At 40.9% G+C, this 19180-nt stretch carries 18 protein-coding genes; all 18 read right to left on the bottom strand.

What is annotated here, in order from left to right:
- Positions 1-335: 335 nt before the first annotated feature.
- The gene (gene mfd, locus B6A27_RS02470; protein WP_080859968.1) at positions 336-3869 is read right to left on the bottom strand and encodes a transcription-repair coupling factor; all 3534 of its coding nucleotides are present in this window, start codon (positions 3867-3869) and stop codon (positions 336-338) included.
- A gap of 61 nt (positions 3870-3930) precedes the next feature.
- Complete coding sequence (gene fin / locus B6A27_RS02465) at positions 3931-4161, bottom strand: anti-sigma-F factor Fin (RefSeq protein ID WP_044742024.1); 231 nt, start codon at positions 4159-4161, stop codon at positions 3931-3933.
- A 62-nt stretch (positions 4162-4223) separates the two neighbouring features.
- Positions 4224-4784, bottom strand: a complete 561-nt coding sequence (pth, locus tag B6A27_RS02460) for an aminoacyl-tRNA hydrolase (protein ID WP_066151212.1) — start codon at positions 4782-4784, stop codon at positions 4224-4226.
- Between the two features lie 307 nt (positions 4785-5091).
- Positions 5092-5721, bottom strand: coding sequence for a 50S ribosomal protein L25/general stress protein Ctc (locus tag B6A27_RS02455; RefSeq protein WP_066151215.1), 630 nt, complete (start codon positions 5719-5721; stop codon positions 5092-5094).
- 76 nt (positions 5722-5797) lie between these two features.
- Entirely contained in the window at positions 5798-6751 is a 954-nt protein-coding gene (locus B6A27_RS02450; RefSeq protein WP_139788050.1) for a ribose-phosphate diphosphokinase, read from the bottom strand.
- A gap of 9 nt (positions 6752-6760) precedes the next feature.
- Positions 6761-8140, bottom strand: a complete 1380-nt coding sequence (gene glmU, locus B6A27_RS02445) for a bifunctional UDP-N-acetylglucosamine diphosphorylase/glucosamine-1-phosphate N-acetyltransferase GlmU (RefSeq protein WP_066151217.1) — start codon at positions 8138-8140, stop codon at positions 6761-6763.
- 127 nt (positions 8141-8267) lie between these two features.
- The gene (gene spoVG / locus B6A27_RS02440) at positions 8268-8558 is read right to left on the bottom strand and encodes a septation regulator SpoVG (RefSeq protein ID WP_044742029.1); all 291 of its coding nucleotides are present in this window, start codon (positions 8556-8558) and stop codon (positions 8268-8270) included.
- A 386-nt stretch (positions 8559-8944) separates the two neighbouring features.
- Entirely contained in the window at positions 8945-9319 is a 375-nt protein-coding gene (gene ridA, locus B6A27_RS02435) for a 2-iminobutanoate/2-iminopropanoate deaminase (protein WP_066151220.1), read from the bottom strand.
- Positions 9320-9339: 20 nt separating this feature from the next.
- Positions 9340-10164: a pur operon repressor gene (purR, locus tag B6A27_RS02430; protein ID WP_044742031.1), complete on the bottom strand. Its 825-nt coding sequence runs from the start codon at positions 10162-10164 to the stop codon at positions 9340-9342.
- A gap of 58 nt (positions 10165-10222) precedes the next feature.
- Complete coding sequence (gene ispE, locus B6A27_RS02425; protein WP_066151223.1) at positions 10223-11092, bottom strand: 4-(cytidine 5'-diphospho)-2-C-methyl-D-erythritol kinase; 870 nt, start codon at positions 11090-11092, stop codon at positions 10223-10225.
- Between the two features lie 151 nt (positions 11093-11243).
- On the bottom strand, positions 11244-11423 hold the full coding sequence (locus B6A27_RS02420; RefSeq protein WP_066151258.1) for a small, acid-soluble spore protein, alpha/beta type: 180 nt from the start codon (positions 11421-11423) through the stop codon (positions 11244-11246).
- 111 nt (positions 11424-11534) lie between these two features.
- Positions 11535-11798 (bottom strand): biofilm formation stimulator Veg, encoded by a 264-nt coding sequence (gene veg, locus B6A27_RS02415; RefSeq protein ID WP_044742047.1) that lies wholly within the window; start codon positions 11796-11798, stop codon positions 11535-11537.
- Positions 11799-11980: 182 nt separating this feature from the next.
- A complete protein-coding gene (yabG, locus tag B6A27_RS02410; protein WP_066151227.1) occupies positions 11981-12889 on the bottom strand; it encodes a sporulation peptidase YabG in 909 nt (302 codons plus the stop codon).
- An 89-nt stretch (positions 12890-12978) separates the two neighbouring features.
- Positions 12979-13866: a 16S rRNA (adenine(1518)-N(6)/adenine(1519)-N(6))-dimethyltransferase RsmA gene (gene rsmA / locus B6A27_RS02405; protein WP_080859962.1), complete on the bottom strand. Its 888-nt coding sequence runs from the start codon at positions 13864-13866 to the stop codon at positions 12979-12981.
- On the bottom strand, positions 13859-14422 hold the full coding sequence (gene rnmV, locus B6A27_RS02400) for a ribonuclease M5 (protein ID WP_044742035.1): 564 nt from the start codon (positions 14420-14422) through the stop codon (positions 13859-13861). Before rnmV ends, rsmA begins: the two co-directional genes overlap by 8 nt.
- 237 nt (positions 14423-14659) lie before the next feature.
- Positions 14660-15850, bottom strand: coding sequence for a G5 and 3D domain-containing protein (locus B6A27_RS02395; RefSeq protein ID WP_066151234.1), 1191 nt, complete (start codon positions 15848-15850; stop codon positions 14660-14662).
- 202 nt (positions 15851-16052) lie between these two features.
- Positions 16053-16823, bottom strand: coding sequence for a TatD family hydrolase (locus tag B6A27_RS02390; RefSeq protein WP_066151237.1), 771 nt, complete (start codon positions 16821-16823; stop codon positions 16053-16055).
- Between the two features lie 142 nt (positions 16824-16965).
- Positions 16966-19029, bottom strand: a complete 2064-nt coding sequence (gene metG / locus B6A27_RS02385) for a methionine--tRNA ligase (protein WP_080859998.1) — start codon at positions 19027-19029, stop codon at positions 16966-16968.
- Between the last annotated feature and the right edge of the window lie 151 nt (positions 19030-19180).

The following is a 19180-nucleotide window of genomic DNA, read 5'->3' as shown; positions in this document are numbered from 1 at the left end:
CGACAACATTCCTAAAAAATAAACATGAGATCCCCATGATGCTAGGTAAGCATTATGCTCAACTACTATTATAGATACATCTTGATACATCAACATTTGTCCCATGCGAACAAGGGATGATCCGATTGGAATGATCGGACAACCCAATAAAACCGCTTCCAGATAAATGAATTTATCTGGAAGCGGCTTGTTGGTTGGTTTTGGCGTCCCCGAGACAGGTCGGTGACTTTTCTTCCGGCTTCGGATTTTTGTAGATAACGTTCGTTGATATTTATACAGCACAAGGACAACAAATAAACCAATTGTATCTGACACCACGGGTAAACATGGGATGCTTAAGCTGTCACCGATTTTCCGTCTTTCTCATATACTAACTCTTTTAAGGTTTCATATAAGATGACAAGCCATTCCTGAGGCTTTAGCCCCTTTACATACAGCACAATTTTTAGCTTTGGACCTTCCATGCCAAATCCAAATATTCGTCCATATCTGTTTCCTATTTTCGATAAACGTTGGATTTGTACATCCTTAGAAGCCTGATCATTAAATAGTAAATCAATTTGTTGCTTATGCTGTTTAATGGACTCGACTCCATTTTGTTTTGCATATACCTTCATTTCAGCAATTTGGAATAAATAATCTACCTCATCTGGATATTCTCCAAAACGATCCAACATTTCTTCGCGAAGCTCCTCCAACTCTTCTAGGGTGCTGATCGCTTTAAAGCGTTTATACATATCAATTTTTTGCAAGCCATCAGAAATATACGTATCAGGAATATAAGCATCAATTTCGATATCGATTTCCACATCAGCTGGCTTTTCTTCTTGCTCCACTCCTCTTCGTTTTTCAATCGCTTCTTTCAGCATTTGTGAATACAAGTCAAAACCAACCGAGTCAATAAATCCATGCTGCTCAGCTCCCAGTATATTTCCGGCTCCACGAATGGATAAATCACGCATGGCAATTTTAAATCCCGATCCGAGCTCTGTAAATTCTTTAATTGCCTGCAGCCGTTTCTCAGCAACCTCATTTAATACTTTATCCTTTCGATACGTAAAATAGGCATACGCTACCCGATTTGAACGGCCAACGCGTCCTCTTAACTGATAAAGCTGGGATAGCCCCATTTTATCTGCCTCATATACAATCAATGTATTAACGCTTGGTATATCAACGCCTGTTTCAATAATTGTCGTCGTCACTAGCACATCGTATTGTCCCTCTAAAAATGCAAGAAGCACAGATTCCAGTTCGTTCTCGCTCATTCTCCCGTGCGCATATGTGACACGAGCGTCGGGTACAAGCATCGAGATCTCTTCCGCTCTTATATCAATATCTTCAATGCGGTTGTACAAGACAAATACTTGCCCATCTCTGGCAAGCTCTCGCTCAATGGCCTCGCGAATTAGCTCTGGCGTATGTTCCATCACATACGTCTGTACAGGAAAACGATTTTCCGGCGGAGTCTCAATAATGGATAAATCACGCACGCCAATCATGGACATATGCAATGTTCTAGGAATCGGCGTTGCAGTCAATGTTAGCACATCAATATTCGCTTTTAGCTGTTTAATTTTCTCTTTATGGCTTACACCAAACCGCTGCTCTTCATCAATAATGAGCAGCCCTAAGTCTTTAAAGGCTACATCCCTCGATAATAATCGATGGGTGCCAATCACAATGTCAACTGTGCCATTTTTCAATCCTTGGATCGTCTCTGATTGCTGCTTCCTTGTCCGAAAACGATTAAGCAGGCCAATTTCAATCGGATATCCTTGAAACCGCTCTCGAATCGTTTCATAATGCTGCTGGGCCAAAATAGTGGTTGGAACTAAAAAAGCTACTTGCTTTCCATCCATAATCGCTTTAAAGGCTGCGCGAAGGGCCACTTCTGTTTTTCCGTAGCCGACATCGCCGCATAATAAACGATCCATCGGCTTTTCGCTTTCCATATCCCGTTTAATTTCCTCAATAGAACGCAGCTGATCATCTGTTTCTTGATAAGGAAAGGCTGCTTCAAATTCGCGCTGCATTTCCGTATCTGGAGAAAACGCGTATCCCTTGCTTGCTTCCCGCTCTGCATAAAGTTTAATTAAGTCTTCCGCAATATCTTGAACAGACGACTCAACCTTTTTCTTTACCTTTTTCCATTCCGAACCGCCCAATTTATAAATTTTCGGTTCTTTTCCCTCTGAGCCTACATATTTTTGCACCTGATCGATTTGATCAACAGGAACATAGAGCGTATCGCTCCCTTGATATTGAATATGAATATAGTCTTTATGAATCCCATTGATTTCTAACGTCTCGATGCCTAAGTATTTACCAATCCCATGATTGACATGGACTACATAATCTCCTACTTGCAGCTCTGAATAGCTTTTAATTCGCTCTGCATTTGATAATTTCTGTCGGCGAGCTGGTTTTTTTACCCGCTTTTTAAATAGTTCTTCTTCAGTAATGACCGCCAGTTTTTGCATCGGCAACTCAAAACCAGTGCCCAAGTCTCCTTGAATAATCTGGATCTTGCCATGCATCGGCAACGCTCCTCCAGGCAAAGGAGAAGCATCCATCTCATAATCTTCCAAAACAGATTGTAATTTTCGCATTCGTTCTGCATTCGCAGCTAAAAAAACGATGGCGTATTTCGCCTTTTTCCATCTTTCTAGCTCCGCCTTTAGCAACGGCATTTGTCCATGAAAATTTTGCATTTGCTTGCAGGAAATATTGACGATATTTTGCGGATGGGTGTGCGGAACATGCCGTAAAAAGAGCGATAAATATAAAATCGGCCTTTTGTTTTTCTGCAATAGATCAGAAAATGAGTGAGAAACAAAAGCAGTATGAATCGTTTTACCCTCTGCAAGTAAACTTGTCTGCCACTCTGCTTCCTCTTCATCTAAATTTTCTGACGTTTCTTGCAGCCGGCTCACCTCATCAAGCAACAACAAACCGTTTTCTGGCAGATAATCTAGCAAACTAGCAGGCTGCTCATAAAAAAGTGCCGAATATTTATATGGCTGCTCAATTTCTTGCCCTTGCTTCAAACGCTCGAGCTCATATGAAATATGCTCCAATAGCAGCTGCTTCGTTTTTTCATCTTTGACCTTTTGAATACTTTCTTTTAATCCCATCTCAATGCGCTTGATTCCTTGCTGCAGTGCATCCCCATATACAAGTGTCTCATTTACAGGTCCGATTAAAACTTGCTGCACTTCCTCATGAGAGCGTTGATCGTCAACCGTAAATGTTCGAATCGATTCTACCTCTGTATCAAATAATTCCATTCGGTATGGCAATTCAGCTGTTAACGGATAAATATCAATAATACCACCGCGGATGCTAAATTCTCCCGGGGTTGATACAACGGATACACGCTTATATCCCATTTGAACAAAACGATGTTTATAAGCTTCAATATCGAATTCTTGCTCCACAGTAATTTTCAGTAAATTTTCTTTCCATAACGACTTTGGCGGCAATAAACGCCGCACCCCAGCAACAGGAGCAATCACAATTCCTCTTTTTTGCTCTGACCAATAATTCATGACCTCTAAACGCTGAGCCTTTAGTTCCGGGCTAGCAATGGCCATTTCTGCGGCAATCATTTCATTAACTGGATACAGAAACACTTCCTCTGATCCTAAAATTTGAACAAGATCATCATATATTTTTTGCGCTTGAAATAGGTTATGAGCAACAATAAGAAGCGGTCTTGCTGTTTCTTTATAAAGAGCAGATAAAAATACGGATCGAGCAGAGCCAGATAATCCTGTTATAAGCTGCTCTTTTAACCCCGCCTCAATTCCTTTCATGATCGATTGAATATCTTGGTTTTCGATAAAATAATGATGCAACGAACGCACCTTGCTCTCCCTCCTCTCGCAAAGCAATAAATGCAAAAATGCTTTGGTCACCCAAAGCGATCTACTGAATAAATTTTTCGCATTGATGCAGTTCCGGATTTCTCTCAAGCGCCTCATAGCAATCTTCACAAATCGTTTTTACATGAATTTCCCCGTTTGGAAGATAGGAGATCATATCTAATCGCTCTTCTTCTGTTAAATGGTGAAAGCCCAGTTGTTCACTATATATCGGCACTTGACTGATCGTTCCTATTTTTACTCCACAATGCCGACAATAATAGTGTAATGCCATATGGATAACCTCCTAACGGTCTCTTGCTCACATTCATTTTTTACCATTTAGGAGGATTTTATTCATGCATTAAATTCATTCATCACTTGCAAAAAAGGTTCGGTCATAAATTTTTCGCAAGCGTCAGCCGCACGCATGATAGCATGCTGAATATCCGGTTGTTCCTCGCTTATAAACCGTCCTAATACGTAATCGGTTACTTTTTGACCGTTTTGTGGACGGCCAATACCAATGCGGATCCGTTTAAATTGATCTGTGCCTAAATGATGGATTAACGATTTAATCCCGTTATGACCTCCGGCGCTTCCTTTTACCCGTAAACGAATTTTTCCTACTGGCAGATCTAAATCATCATAGATAACCAATAAATCATCTATATCCATTTTAAAATAATCCATCAACGGGCGAACACACTCACCTGATAAATTCATATATGTTAGCGGCTTACATAATATGACTTTTTCTGTTCCTACCATGTGTGATGAAAACAGCCCATTAAATTTAGTTTGATTGTATGAAAGATTCCATCTTTTCGCAAGCTCATCGATGACCATAAATCCGACATTATGTCTTGTCTGTTCATATTCTCTCCCCGGATTTCCTAGACCGACCAGTAACTTCAATGCCTTTATCTCCTCTCTATATGACACGTTCTTTCGATCTTTTCATTTTCTTGGTGTAATCCCTTGTCACGATATCGTTCTCATGGAATGTGTCAACGCTACCCCAGCATCTGGACACACGAACACAAAGCCCGTGACGGCTGTCATCGGGATGGCGAACGTAAAATTTTCACTTTTTGCTGCGGATATCATAACAGGAAAACCAACAGCCAAAAGTGCAGATCAACATTCGGCCGCAAAACAGACACACAACCCTACGTCAAATATTATCACAAAAGACGTAACCGAAATACGGTTACGTCTGTCATCATGATTCAGGCGTAGTTTCTCTTCCCTCTTCAGCTTCCGGGTGACCTGGTTCCTGTTGTTCGCCGCTATGAATTTCCTCTTCCTGCTTAGGCGGTAAAATCGAGGCAATCACTTCTTCCGACTCATGATTGATTTCGTACATCCCACCTGTTTGCACATCGCCCACTGTAATGGTTTCACCAACCTGTAATGAGGAAATGTCAATATCAATTGAGGAAGGGATGTTGGCTGGCAACGCCCGAATCGACAGCTGATGTAAAGACTGCTGTAATACACCGCCATCTTTCACGCCAGCTGCATTACCAACTAAATGTACATTAACAGCCACATCAACCTCTGTTGACATATCAACGACTTGAAAATCGACGTGAATAATCTCATTGCGAATCGGATCTTTTTGAATATCACGTAACAACGCAGAATGACTTTCACCATTTACCTTTAACGTGATTAAGCCATTTCGTCCTGCTTCGCGAACGGTTTTCAAAAAATCTGCCGCATTCATATAAACGACACGATTTTTCACATTTTTTCCGTAAAGTACTCCAGGAATATTTCCTTGTAATCGGATTTTGCGCAATCCAAAGCCTTGCCCTTCTGTACGCTCTTTCGCTTCGAGCACAGCCATGCGTCATCCTCCTCCTGTTTAAAGACTCTACGAATTACTTTGTCCTAAAACAGGAAGATTTAAACATCTAGTTTTCTCAATCAAACAAGGCACTAATCGATTGCATTTCATAAATACGAATAATCGCTTCGGCAATCAACGGGGCTACTGATAGTTCTACAATTTTATCAATTTTCTTTTCTTCTGGAAGAACAATCGAATTTGTCACAACAAGCTCTTTAATTTTTGAATTTTGAATTCTCTCAATCGCTGGACCTGAAAGTACCGGATGCGTACAACACGCATATACTTCACTAGCTCCATTTTCTACAAGTGCATTGGCCGCCAATGTTATCGTTCCAGCGGTATCAATAATATCGTCAATGAGAATGGCCGTTTTGCCTTCCACTTGTCCGACGATATTCATAACTTCAGCAACGTTTGGTTTAGGGCGGCGTTTATCAATAATCGCAATCGGAGCTTTTAACCGATCAGCTAACCGACGGGCCCGTGTTACTCCTCCATGGTCTGGGGATACGATCACGATGTCTTGAAGATTTTTGTTTTTAAAATAGTCCGCTAAAATTGGCACACCCATTAAATGGTCGATTGGAACATCGAAAAATCCTTGAATTTGTGGAGCATGGAGATCAAGCGTAATCACGCGAGAAGCCCCCGCCGTTTCTAGCAGATTCGCAACCAGCTTAGCTGTAATCGGCTCGCGAGAACGCGCTTTACGATCTTGTCTAGCATATCCATAGTAAGGCATAACGATATTAATCGTTTTGGCTGACGCCCGCTTCAGTGCATCAATCATAATTAAAAGCTCCATTAAATGTTCATTGACAGGGGCGCTGGTCGATTGGATAACAAATACATCTCCGCCGCGAATGCTCTCCTCAATGTTGATTTGAATTTCTCCATCACTGAATCGGGATACAGAGCATTTTCCCAATTGTACCCCAATCACTTGAGCAATTTCCTCTGCCAGCTTCATATTCGAATTTAACGAAAATAATTTTAGACTGGAATCAAGATATTGAGACATGATAAACCTCCATCAGGAATTTTTCTTGAAGTTAAGGCGATCCACATAATTTTCTTTATTAACCTGGCGGGCGCGAGCAATCGATAAAGCATTTCCCGGGACATCATCTGTAATGGTAGAGCCAGCAGCTACATAAGCGCCTTTGCCAATGGTCACTGGAGCAATCAAGTTAGCATTACAGCCGATAAATGCGCCATCTTCAATTTTGGTTAAATATTTATGCTTTCCATCATAGTTCACTGTGATAGAACCGCAGCCTAAATTGACATCTTCCCCGACCTCAGCGTCGCCAATGTAGCTTAAATGCGAAGCTTTGCTGCCTTTGCCAAAGGTGGATTTTTTAATTTCAACAAAATTGCCAATCCGAACATCATCGCCGATTTGAGACGATGGACGAATATGAGCAAAGGGACCAATCGTTACTTGATGTCCAATTTCACTGTCATGGGCAACAGAGTGACGAACCGTCGTGCCATCGCCAATCGAACAATCTTTAATTTCAGAATGAGGGCCAATGATACACTCTTTTCCAATCGTTGTTTTTCCTTCAATGATCGTACCAGGATAAATGATGGTGTCACGTCCAATTTCCGCTTCTGGTGATATATAGGTATGCTCTGGATCAATAATTGTCACGCCATTGGTCATATGCGCATAGTTAATCCGTTTGCGCATAATCGCCTCAGCTTGAGAAAGGGCAATGCGGTCGTTGATCCCTATTGTTTCCTCAAACGAAGGGGACTGATAAGCAGAAATGATTTCGCCTTTTTTTCTTAAAATTTCAATCACATCAGTTAAATAATACTCGCCTTGAACATTCTGATTCGATACATTTGTAAGCGCTTCAAACAATGCTTTGTTATCGAAACAATACGTTCCTGTATTAATCTCTTGAATAGACCGTTCCTCTTCTGTAGCATCTTTATGCTCTACAATTTTTTCTACGCTTCCTTCATCATTTCGGACAATCCGGCCATATCCGCTAGGATTTTCTGCAATTGCCGTTAAAATCGTCGCTTTAGCCTTGGTTGAAAGATGATGCTCTAATAGCGCTTTCATCGTTTCAGCCGTGATGAGTGGGGTATCACCGCACACAACAAGTGTTACACCTTCCAGTCCTTTCAAGTAAGGAGAAGCTTGCATAACAGCATGAGCAGTCCCTAGCTGCTTTTCTTGGAGAGCAAATTCGCTTTTATCACTGATTTGTTTTTTTACTTGTTCCGCACCAAATCCAACTACGGTAATTAACTTCTCAAGATCAAGCCGCGATACTTGATCGACTACATGCTGAACCATTGGCTTGCCGCAGACAGGATGTAAGACTTTATATAGGTTTGATTTCATTCTTGTTCCCTGTCCCGCCGCCAATATTATCGCGTATCGTTTTACCATAAACAGGGCCTCCAATTACCTTTTTATCCATAATTGAATATATCCTAATTAGCTATGTATTTCAAGGAAACATTCCATTTTACCAGAAAATAAAAAAAGCCTGTTGCACAGAACAGGCTTTTTTTATTTAAGAAGCACCGGCTTCTTCTAACTCTTCTTCAAGTTCCCCTAAACGGTGATACTCAGCTAATACTGCTTCTTGAATTTTTCCACGAGTTGTGGAATTAATTGGATGTGCGATGTCGCGAAACTCCCCGTCAGGAGTACGCTTGCTTGGCATAGCCACAAACAAGCCGTTATTGCCATCAATTACGCGAATATCATGCACCACAAATTCGTTATCCAGCGTAATAGAAGCAATCGCTCTCATACGTCCTTCGGTATTCACGCGGCGTAATCTAACGTCGGTTACTTCCATTCTGCTCACCACCTTTTCCCTATATAAGAACTTGGTTAATTTATTCCACATTCATCTCGCATTTCCTTCTTTTAATTTAAAAAATTTCATAAAAAATAGATAAAATGACCTGTTTTTGTCAAAATAAGTATTTATTCTAGCCGATGCTGTCGAATGAAGATATGCGGGAAAATCTAATAAGGAAAAAGGGGAATAGAAAAGCTATTATTCACTCGTGGGGCCTGATAAAATGGATTTGCTTGTTATTCTTGCGCCTCATAAATGATGAACGGACCGTATCTATATCTGTAAAAAGCCTCGAACGGAAGGCAAGTGGGTGCCCGGTCACGCTTTGGCGTGACCGGGCACCCACCAACAAGTATCTTATAGTTGGGATATCGCTAAACTTATTTCACTAAAGCAATCACTTCAATTTCAACAAGTGCGTCTTTTGGCAGCTGAGCCACTGCTACGCAAGAACGCGCTGGTTTATGCTCATTAAAATACTGGCCATATACTTCATTCACAGCTGCAAAATCGTCCATGCTTTTTAAGAAAACGGTTGTTTTTACAACTGTTTCAAGTGATGCTCCTGCTGCTTCCAGAACGGCCTTCAAATTTTTGAACACTTGATGAGTTTGCTCTTTGACATCTCCCTGCACCATTTCTCCTTCTGGTGTCAAGGCAATTTGACCTGAGCTGTAGAACATATTATTAACAATGATTCCTTGGGAGTATGGGCCAATCGCCTGAGGCGCTTTCGATGTTTGTACTTTTTCCATCTTTGTATGACTCCTTTCTTTTATTCAAGAAAATTTAAATAGTTTCCTTCTTTTACAGCAATGTGCTTCTCTTTTATATTAACAGAAGAAAGCTTCACTAAGGAAACGTATTCATCCACAAGCCGTTCACTTATATCTTCTGACTCGACAAGCACTCCGATTCCAGCCAAACGAGCGTTAAACTCATTTAATAAACTGGTCATACCATGTATCGTGCCGCCCGCTTTCATAAAATCATCGATAATTAATACGTTCGTTCCCTCTGCTAAACTGCGTTTTGCCAATACCATTGTTTGAATGCGTTTAGACGAGCCAGATACGTAATTAATGCTAACCATCGATCCTTCTGTCACTTTATTATCATGACGCACGATCACCACAGGCACATTCAAAAAATGGGCTACAGCATAAGCTAACGGAATTCCCTTTGTCGCAATGGTCATAACGACATCAATGGTCCGTTCGGCAAAAAGAGACGCATATAATTGGCCGATTTTATTGACAATTCGCGGATCTCCAAGAATATCCGTCATATAAAGATACCCACCGGGCAGCAATCGATCCGGATTTGCCAGCTGCTCACATAAGTAATGAACCGTCTCTTTGGCTTCATCAACAGAGATTTTAGGAATATATTGAACTCCGCCTGCCGCGCCTGAAAGTGTTTTCAATGTTCCGATCCCTTGCTGTTCAAATGTTTGCTTAATAATCGCTAAATCCTCACTAATGGAAGATTTGGCCGACTGATAGCGTTCAGCAAAAAAAGTGAGCGGGACCAGCTGATGGGGATGTTCTAGGAGATAGTGCGTCATATCGACTAAGCGGCTGCTGCGCCTTAATTTCATAAACGACCCCCCTAAAAAACCGAATGTTATATGGTAAATATAACATTAATGTACGTATTTAATCAAGCGTATTCCGCTCTCCTAATAACCTCACTGTAAAGACTTGGTCACAAAAACCTCTTAAACCGTTATAAATGCGCTGCAATCGTGAATCATACTGGACGAGTCCAAAAACCGTCGGGCCGCTTCCGCTCATTAATACCGCATCAGCCCCGAAACGCTTCATTTGCTCTTTAATATGGGCTACCTCTGGATATTTTTTTAACGTCACATCTTCCAATACATTTCCAACAAGAGAACAAATTCCTTCGTAATCTTGGTGTTTAATGGCTTGTACCATTCCATCGACATCAGGGTGCTCAATCGTGTTGACATTTAAACTTCGATACACTTCGGCTGTTGAAACCCCGATGGCTGGTTTTGCTAGAATGACCCAGCACGGTGGAGGAGCAGGAATATGTTCAATTTTTTCTCCTCGTCCGGTGGCAATGGCTGTTCCGCCATAGACGCAAAACGATACGTCAGAACCTATTTTTGCACCAAGCTCGGCTAATTCATCGAGAGTAAGTCCCAGTCTCCAAAGTTTATTTAGTCCTCGCAGTGTAGCTGCTGCATCACTGCTTCCTCCAGCCAAACCAGCAGCGACCGGAATCGCTTTCGCAATTGAAATAGCGACCCCCTTGCGAATTCCAAACGTTTCTTTCAGCAATTTTGCTGCTTGGTAAGCTAAATTCCGATGATCGTCAGGAACAAATCGATTATGTGAGACAATTTTAATTGTATCGCTGGCTAATGGGACTAGTTCGATTCGGTCAGCAAGATCAATCGTCGTCATCACCATTTTGACTTCGTGATATCCGTCTGGCCGTTTATGTAGCACATCTAACGATAAATTGATTTTAGCCGGAGCTTTTACCAATAGTCTCAAACTTTCCACCTACTTTATCCACTTCAAACTTATACGAACATTTTACCACAAACCAACGAACTCCATTATGCAATCTTTCAAGAGCCTTGTCAAAGAAAAACCGAAGCCATTAAGCTTCGGCTGCCGCGGTTATAATTTTTAGTGATTTTGATTACTTTGTCCTCTCAGCCAAATGACGTTCCGCCATTTGTATCGCTAATTTCACCATATTTCCCGCATCTTTCGCGCGAATAGCTCCCCAGCCTTCTTTTTGAACGACATCGTAAAATCCCAACTCTTTGGCCAGCTCTTCCTTAAACTGCTGTGACATCATTCCTCGACGTCTGCTCAATTGCAAGCAGCTCCTTTCAAAAACCGCGACAATTTTATTATTTAAAAACAGACGCATCTTTATGTTTCCTTTATAAAGAAAAGTACAAAACAAAAAGCAGCAAACAAATGTCTACTGCCCGCCCATTACCATATGATCGTCATCTAAAAAGGTTAATTTTACTGTTTCTGTTAACACGTCAGCATAGCTATAAGATACACGCTCGAATGCGTTTTCCGCTTGATCAAGCTCAATGACAAAGACAGATGGATACGTTTCTGCAAGAATCCCGCAGCGTTCAATGGTTTTTCTTCGCCCACCGTTCGCTTTTAATGTTAGGCGTTTACCGATGTTAGAGTCTAACGCCTTCTTAATATCGGATAAAGTTTTTGCCATCATTCGCCCTCCACCTCACTGATTTAATTATAACAAATTATTACTCAAAAATCAAAAATAAAAATTATACCAACCATTTTTTATTTATGTCAATGTGTATTTTTCTACATTTTTCTCATTTCTGTGCATATTATATACTGTTTATGAAAAATTATGTATCAAACATAGAAAAGATCGCCCGACTATCTCCCGTCGTAGCGACCTTCCTGATTTTCTTTTTCAATTAGACGAAATGGCATTCCTGTGCGCAGGACTCCTTTCGTTTCTATGCCTCCGAGCCCTTTTTCACCAGTCAATGTATTTCGTAATACATCCCAAACATGAACCGTTTCAATAAAAGGAGTAAAGCTAATCCTAGAAACAATATAGACAGGGTCAAGGGCATGAATATTGACCCGAGCTGGAGAACTAGCGAAGTTGGCGCCTGCGCGAATAAGCGATTCAAAATACGATTGACAAGCTCCTGCGAAAATGACGAGCTGGTCGAGATGAGGTATTCTTTTGCGCGCTTCTTTCACAGTCTGCACAAAATATCGCGAGTGACGATATGCCTTTAAATCCGTCGCTTTTCCTTTCGATTTCGAATAAGAGTCATGTCCTGTGATCACTAAAATATCAGGACGAATTCGGTCGATAAGCTCCCCAACCCTTTCTGGCATTTCCTTTTCTTCGCAATATATTCCATGTACCGGGACGCCAATTCGCTCATACATGCTTAAGCATTTTCGTAAATACACAGGGTCACCGTCCATGTGCAGAACGCGCCCCGGGATTTGAAAAAAATCTTCCTCTGTTTGATATCCTCCTGTTGCTCGGTACTCTGATTTTTGCTTTAATAAGTGATAATCTTGCCTTAACAATTTATACGACTGCTCGATTAATTCACTTTCTTTTTTCTGTCTCATTTGCTGCTCTTGCTCATCAATAATGATTAAATCATCGAATGGAGCATCAGCTATTAATCGCACATCTTCTCCATGCAAAATGACTTCTTTTTCTCCGTCATTCCTCACCTTAATGTCAATGACTCGGAATAGCAAATCGCATTCATATGACTTCCTAGCGACAATATCGCCGATTTTGATATCCATTGCCTCTTCACTCCAAAAATATACGATTTATTAAGTACAATATGCATAGATTTTCAAGAGGTGAAGCGAAAAGAAAAAAAGGTCTAGAGCTAGACCTTTTTTCCAAAAATATCCACTAAGCGATTACTAAGAGCAGCAAATTCTTGAATGGTCAGCGTCTCACCTCTTCTTTTTGAATCAATGCCACTATCCGCTAACCCGCGCTCAATATTTTCTTTTTGCTGTTTTCCGTTGGGCAGATGGCTTATTAGATTATTTAAAATCGTTTTGCGCCTTTGTCCGAAGCTAGCCCGAACCACCTGAAAGAAAAATGATTCATCAACGACTTCAACCGCCGGCTTTTCTCTTTTTGTTAAACGAATCACAGCAGAATCAACATTTGGCTGAGGCATAAAAACCGTTCTAGGCACATTCATCACGGTTTCAGCTTTTGTATAGTATTGGATAGCAATGGATAAAGAGCCATAATCTTTAGTACCAGGAGAAGCAGAAATGCGGTCTGCCACTTCTTTTTGCAACATGACCACAATGCCACGGATCGGCAAACGATCTGTAAGCAGCTTCATAATAATAGGTGTCGTTACATAATAAGGCAAATTGGCCACAACCATAATATCATGAATTTCTGCCAATTCTTCATCAATAATGTGCTGAATATTAGCCTTAAGTACATCTTGATGAATAATACGAATATTGGAATATAAGGAGAGGGTATCCGCTAAAATAGGCAAAAGGCGCTGATCGATTTCAAAGGAAATCACTTTTTTGGCCTGGCGCGCCAGCTGCTCAGTAAGGGCCCCAATCCCTGGGCCAATTTCAATTACGCCTGTTTCGTTAGACAATTCTGCAAAATCGACAATGCGACGCAAAATGTTCGTGTCAATGAGAAAATTTTGTCCTAAACTTTTCTTAAATGAAAAACCATATTTATTTAAAATTTCACGTGTACGTGCCGGTGTAGCAATATCCTTATTCATTGTTTTTTTCCTCCTGAAGCACTTGCTCAAGCGCATGATAAAACGCTTCTTTAGAAATTTGAAACATGAGCAGCCGTTTATAGAGCTGCTTTCCATTTGTATAGCCAATTTTTAATATTTGCCCTAAACGCTGCCGCCGAGCTTTGGCTAATGCTCCGCCAATCAATCCAGCAGCTATGAGGTCATCCAGCGTAATATCTTCTCGCCATTCTGCCGCTTCCTCATATACGTGCCTTAGTGCTTGCTGAATCGCTTCAACAGAAGCATATTCAACGCCAACTCCCCTTCCTTTTTTAGAAAGCGCCTCCTGCTTTGGTAAAAAAGCATGTTTACAACCAGGTACGCGTTCAGCAATTGTTTTTCGAATCTTTTCACCAGGGAAGTCTGGATCAGTAAAAATAATAACGCCACGCTTTTCATTTGCCAGCTTGATCCGTTCAATCGTTTCTTCTGTAATGGCCGAACCATTCGTTTCAATCGTATCTGCTGTAACCGCGCGCTGAATGGCTACTGTATCATCTCGTCCTTCAACAACAATAATTTCTTTAATTTTCAATCCTTCTGCGCAGAAATATGGTTCCGCGCTTCCCCCTTTCTTTCACAAAAAATGTTCCATGATGATCCTATAAAACCGAATGAACAATTGTGTCCCAGACTTTGTTTAATATTTTTTATCATTACTACATAAAAAACGCGAAACTTTTTGCCCATTTCTTCGTCTAATAATGTAGAAAATCACTTCCCATTATAACGAAAAAAAAGAGGGGAGAAAAACCCCTCTCTTGCGTTTTGCCTATTGTATAATTCTTACCTTTACGCGTTTCGTTCCCCAACGAAATGCAGCGGACTTATTTGGAAAGAAAACATCAATTTTATACCCATTAATGCTGCCTCCTGTATCAGCAGCAATTGCATAGCCATAGCCTTCTACGTATACTTTAGAGCCGAGAGGAATAACGCGAGGATCCACAGCAATGACTTTCATATGCGGATTCGCCCGCAGGTTGATTCCTGTACTCGTTCTTCCCGAACAGCCGCCGCAATAGGCTGTATACGCTGTCGCATTAACATAAAGTTCTCTAGATGATGCTGACGAGCCGCGCGATGTCATCGCTGGCCTTTCTTTCGTACCCACAGCGATCACTCGATTTTGGCTTTGCTTCACGGTTTCAGTTTTTAATAGCTTCCTAGATATTTCCTTTCCGTTTTCTAGCACAACCTCATAATGCTTTGATAAAAGCCCTTTTTGACCTGGATTAATGACTCGTTGCTCACCTTTAGGCAAGCTAGCATCCTTCTGAGTAACGACTGCGAAATTTACCGGTTCTTCCACTACATCGGTGACTTTTTGAACTTTCGTAACCTTCACAACCATATTCGCTTTTATTTGATCTTGTAATGCTGGCTCTACACGGTCGAGTTCATTTAACGTGATATGGTGCTGCTTTAAAAAGTCAGCGACAGTAGTCGAAGTTGCCCAAACTTGCTGTTGCTTACCGCCGACATTCAACTGAACAGGAAACGCTTTTTGCAGCGAAATGCTCATCCCTTTTTGGATCGGTGCATCCAGTGATGGAGATACTCGATCATATGGTCCGACGGTAATATGCTGGCTCGCTAATAACTCTCTTACACTTTCAGCAGTCGTCCATAGTTCCTTTTGCTTTCCATCTATTTTGACGGTAACTTGTTTGCTCGCTTCCCAGACAATATTCAAATCGTCTGTAACAACCGTATCAAGAGAAGGGTACACATGATCCTCTGGACGAAGGTCAATATGCTGCTCCTTTAACACTTCTTTCACTGTGTTAGCGTGTGTGCGAATCTCTTGCCTCTCTCCATTTTTAGTAAGAACCACATGATCCTTTGTTGCTTCATATCCTGCAAATCCAGTCGTCGCTGAAAAAGCTATTAAACTACTAGCTGTTACTGTAAAGTTTTTCCTTAATGAATCAGAAAGCAGACTCCTCATGCTAGTCAACACGGTCTAAACCGCCTCCTTCATTTGCCTATATTTCCCCTTTCCCTAACCTTTACGCATAAGCACACTCTATTATGCAAAAAATAAAGGTAAAAGGGAAGGAAGACTTGTCGACATGTCTATACTATGCATCGTTCTAAATTTGTAGAACTCTTTTTTATTTCTCGATGATTAGACAAGCCTTCTCAAAAAACGACACATTTTGTTAGCGATTAATGCCGAATAATTTTTTCGCATTTTCAGTTGTTTTCATCGCTACTTCCTCAAAAGAAACCCCTTTCAGCTCAGCAATCGCTTCGGCAACATACTTCACATAGCTCGGTTCATTGCGCTTGCCTCGAAAAGGATGCGGGGTTAAATAAGGACAGTCCGTTTCTATAAGCAAATGTTCAAGAGGGATTTCTTTCGCAACTTCTTTAGGCTTCTTCGCATTTTTGAATGTCACAGGTCCGCCAAACGAAAGGTAAAAATTCATATGGATGCACTGCTTTGCCACCTCAACACTGCCGGTAAAACAATGCATGACCCCGCCGACTTCTTGTGCGTTTTCCGATTGTAAAACTTCCAAAATATCCGCTGTCGCCTCGCGATTATGTATAATAATCGGCAGCTTCACCTTTTTCGCCAGTTCAATTTGCTGCCGAAATACTTCTTTTTGTATTTCCTTCGGTGATTTATCCCAGTAATAATCTAGTCCCATCTCTCCTAATGCCACTACTTTAGGATGCGATGCTAGTTCTTCAATCATTTGCAAATCTTTGTCCGTCATATCAATCGCATCGACAGGATGCCAGCCAACCGCAGCATAAATAAACTCATATTGCTCTGCCAGTTCCATCGCACCGGCAATCGTCGGACGATCAAATCCCACGACTACAATATGAGATACTCCTTCATCCCGGGCTCGCTGAATGACCTCTGTCACATCCTCGCTATATTGCATCGCATTTAGATGTGCATGCGTATCAAATAACATAAGCAATGACCCCTTTTCTAACCTGTTGTTAAGTGTAGCATACAAAGCGATTACATATATCACATATCCTTAACATTTATATTACAAAATGACAACAAAGAGGTGTCGTGTGTTTCATTCACGTCCACCTCTCTGATTGATGCTACTTAATTTTGGTTCCGTTCGGCAGATTCTCATCAACAGTTGCCAAAGAAAGCATTCCATTTGTCTCGCCAGCCAAAATCATTCCTTGAGATAGTTCTCCTCGCAACTTAACTGGCTTCAAATTCGTTACACAAATCACTTTTTTGCCAATTAATTGTTCAGGTTGATAAAATTCAGCAATTCCTGACACGACTTGACGCTTTTCATAGCCAAGGTCGAGCTGTAGTTTAAGAAGCTTGTTGGCTTTTTTTACCGGTTCAGCATGGAGAATTTGCGCCACTCGCAAATCCACTTTCATAAAATCATCAATTGTAATTTCCGCCGCCGTTTCTTTGGATGGATCGTTTGCTGAAGGATTTTGTGCCGCTTGATCTCCTTGCATGTGCGATTTAATATACGCCACTTCCGTTTCCATCTCCAATCTCGGAAATAAAGGCTCTCCTTTTTCAACCTTTGTTCCTTCTTTTAAAAGGCCAAATTGATATAAGCTTTCCCATTCTTTTAATTCTTGTTGTTTGATGCCGAGCTGCTGAAAGATTTTGTCTGGAGTGCGAGTTAAAAATGGCTGAAGCAAAATCGCCATGTGACGGAGCGATTCTGCCAAGTGCGTCATGACGGACGCCAATTTTTCCTTATTTGCTTCCTCTTTCGCTAATATCCACGGTTGTGTCTCGTCAATATATTTATTAGCTCGGCTGATGAATTGCCATAACGCTGTCAGAGCAACAGAAAACTCCATTTTTTCCATTGCCTCTTCATAATGCTTTACCGTTTCCTTTGACGCTTCAACAAGCTGATTATCGAACGCGGTTTTCGGTCCATCATAAACCGGAATCACACCATCAAAATACTTTTGAATCATCGCAATCGTACGATTTAGTAAATTTCCTAAATCATTGGCCAAATCATAATTAATTCGTTCGACAAACCCTTCCGGAGTAAATACCCCATCTGAACCAAATGGAACTTCGCGGAGTAAATAATAGCGAAGCGCATCTAAACCATAACGGTCAATTAATGTCACAGGATCGACAACATTTCCTTTAGATTTCGACATTTTCCCATCTTTCATTAGCAGCCAGCCATGGGCAAATACCTTCTTCGGCAACGGTAAATCCAGTGCCATTAGCATAATCGGCCAGTAAATCGTATGGAAGCGAACAATTTCTTTCCCTACCAGATGAACATCTGCCGGCCAATATTTCAAAAACTTCCCATCATTTTCCGTACCATAGCCCAATGCTGTAATATAATTAGATAACGCATCAATCCATACATAAATCACATGCTTCGGATCTCCCGGCACTTTAATGCCCCAGTCAAAGGTTGTTCGCGACACAGCTAAATCTTCCAAGCCAGGCTTAATAAAGTTGTTAATCATTTCATTTTTGCGAGATTCTGGCTGGATAAATTCCGGATTTTCTTCGTAATATTGAAGAAGACGATCGACATATTTGCTCATATTAAAGAAATACGATTCTTCTTTTACCTTTTCAACCGGACGCCCGCAATCTGGACAATTACCATCTACCAACTGTCTTTCGGTATAAAATGATTCACAAGGTGTACAATACCAGCCTTCATATTGATCTAAATAAATATCTCCTTGTTCTACTAGGCGGGCAAAAATCTTTTCAACCACCTCTTTGTGGCGATCCTCTGTCGTACGAATGAAATCATCATAAGAAATATCGAGCTTTTTCCATAGCTCTTGAATCCCAGCAACGATTTCATCTACATATGCTTGAGGTGTAACTCCTTTTTCTTCCGCTTTTCGCTGAATTTTTTGTCCGTGTTCGTCCGTTCCTGTCAAATACATCACATCGTATCCGCGAAGCCGCTTATATCGAGCCATCGCATCTCCAGCCACCGTCGTATAAGCATGGCCAATATGTAACTTGCCGCTTGGATAGTAAATCGGTGTCGTCAGATAAAAGGTTTTCTTCTCCATTTTATACCCTCCTCGATATGCAAAAACCCTCGTCCAAAGACGAGAGCAATTATCGCTTATTATATATTTTATATGATTTTGATGGTATATAAAAACATCTATTTCTCTCATCTTGGAAAAATATACATAAACACTTGAACAAATGTCAACAAATACGGTTGATTTTTGTCGAATATTCTTTATGAGTTTATATTTATAAAAAAAGAAGTGGAAAAAATAGAAAAGCATGCTTATTTTTTGATAAATTTATATATTTTATTAC

Source organism: Anoxybacillus sp. UARK-01, assembly GCF_002075365.1.
Classification (GTDB): Bacteria; Bacillota; Bacilli; order Bacillales; family Anoxybacillaceae; genus Anoxybacteroides; species Anoxybacteroides rupiense.
This window is presented reverse-complemented; position numbering and strand designations above follow the sequence as displayed.

Excerpts from the sequence above, each read along its gene's own strand:
- fin (WP_044742024.1), bottom strand. The coding sequence starts at position 4,161 with ATGGCATTACACTATTATTGTCGGCATTGTGGAGTAAAAATAGGAACG.
- B6A27_RS02455 (WP_066151215.1), bottom strand. The coding sequence starts at position 5,721 with ATGGCTGTGCTCGAAGCGAAAGAGCGTACAGAAGGGCAAGGCTTTGGA.
- glmU (WP_066151217.1), bottom strand. The coding sequence starts at position 8,140 with ATGGTAAAACGATACGCGATAATATTGGCGGCGGGACAGGGAACAAGA.
- spoVG (WP_044742029.1), bottom strand. The coding sequence starts at position 8,558 with ATGGAAGTAACCGACGTTAGATTACGCCGCGTGAATACCGAAGGACGT.
- ridA (WP_066151220.1), bottom strand. The coding sequence starts at position 9,319 with ATGGAAAAAGTACAAACATCGAAAGCGCCTCAGGCGATTGGCCCATAC.
- purR (WP_044742031.1), bottom strand. The coding sequence starts at position 10,164 with ATGAAATTAAGGCGCAGCAGCCGCTTAGTCGATATGACGCACTATCTC.
- veg (WP_044742047.1), bottom strand. The coding sequence starts at position 11,798 with ATGGCAAAAACTTTATCCGATATTAAGAAGGCGTTAGACTCTAACATC.
- yabG (WP_066151227.1), bottom strand. The coding sequence starts at position 12,889 with ATGGATATCAAAATCGGCGATATTGTCGCTAGGAAGTCATATGAATGC.
- rsmA (WP_080859962.1), bottom strand. The coding sequence starts at position 13,866 with ATGAATAAGGATATTGCTACACCGGCACGTACACGTGAAATTTTAAAT.
- B6A27_RS02390 (WP_066151237.1), bottom strand. The coding sequence starts at position 16,823 with ATGTTATTTGATACGCATGCACATCTAAATGCGATGCAATATAGCGAG.
- metG (WP_080859998.1), bottom strand. The coding sequence starts at position 19,029 with ATGAGAGAAATAGATGTTTTTATATACCATCAAAATCATATAAAATAT.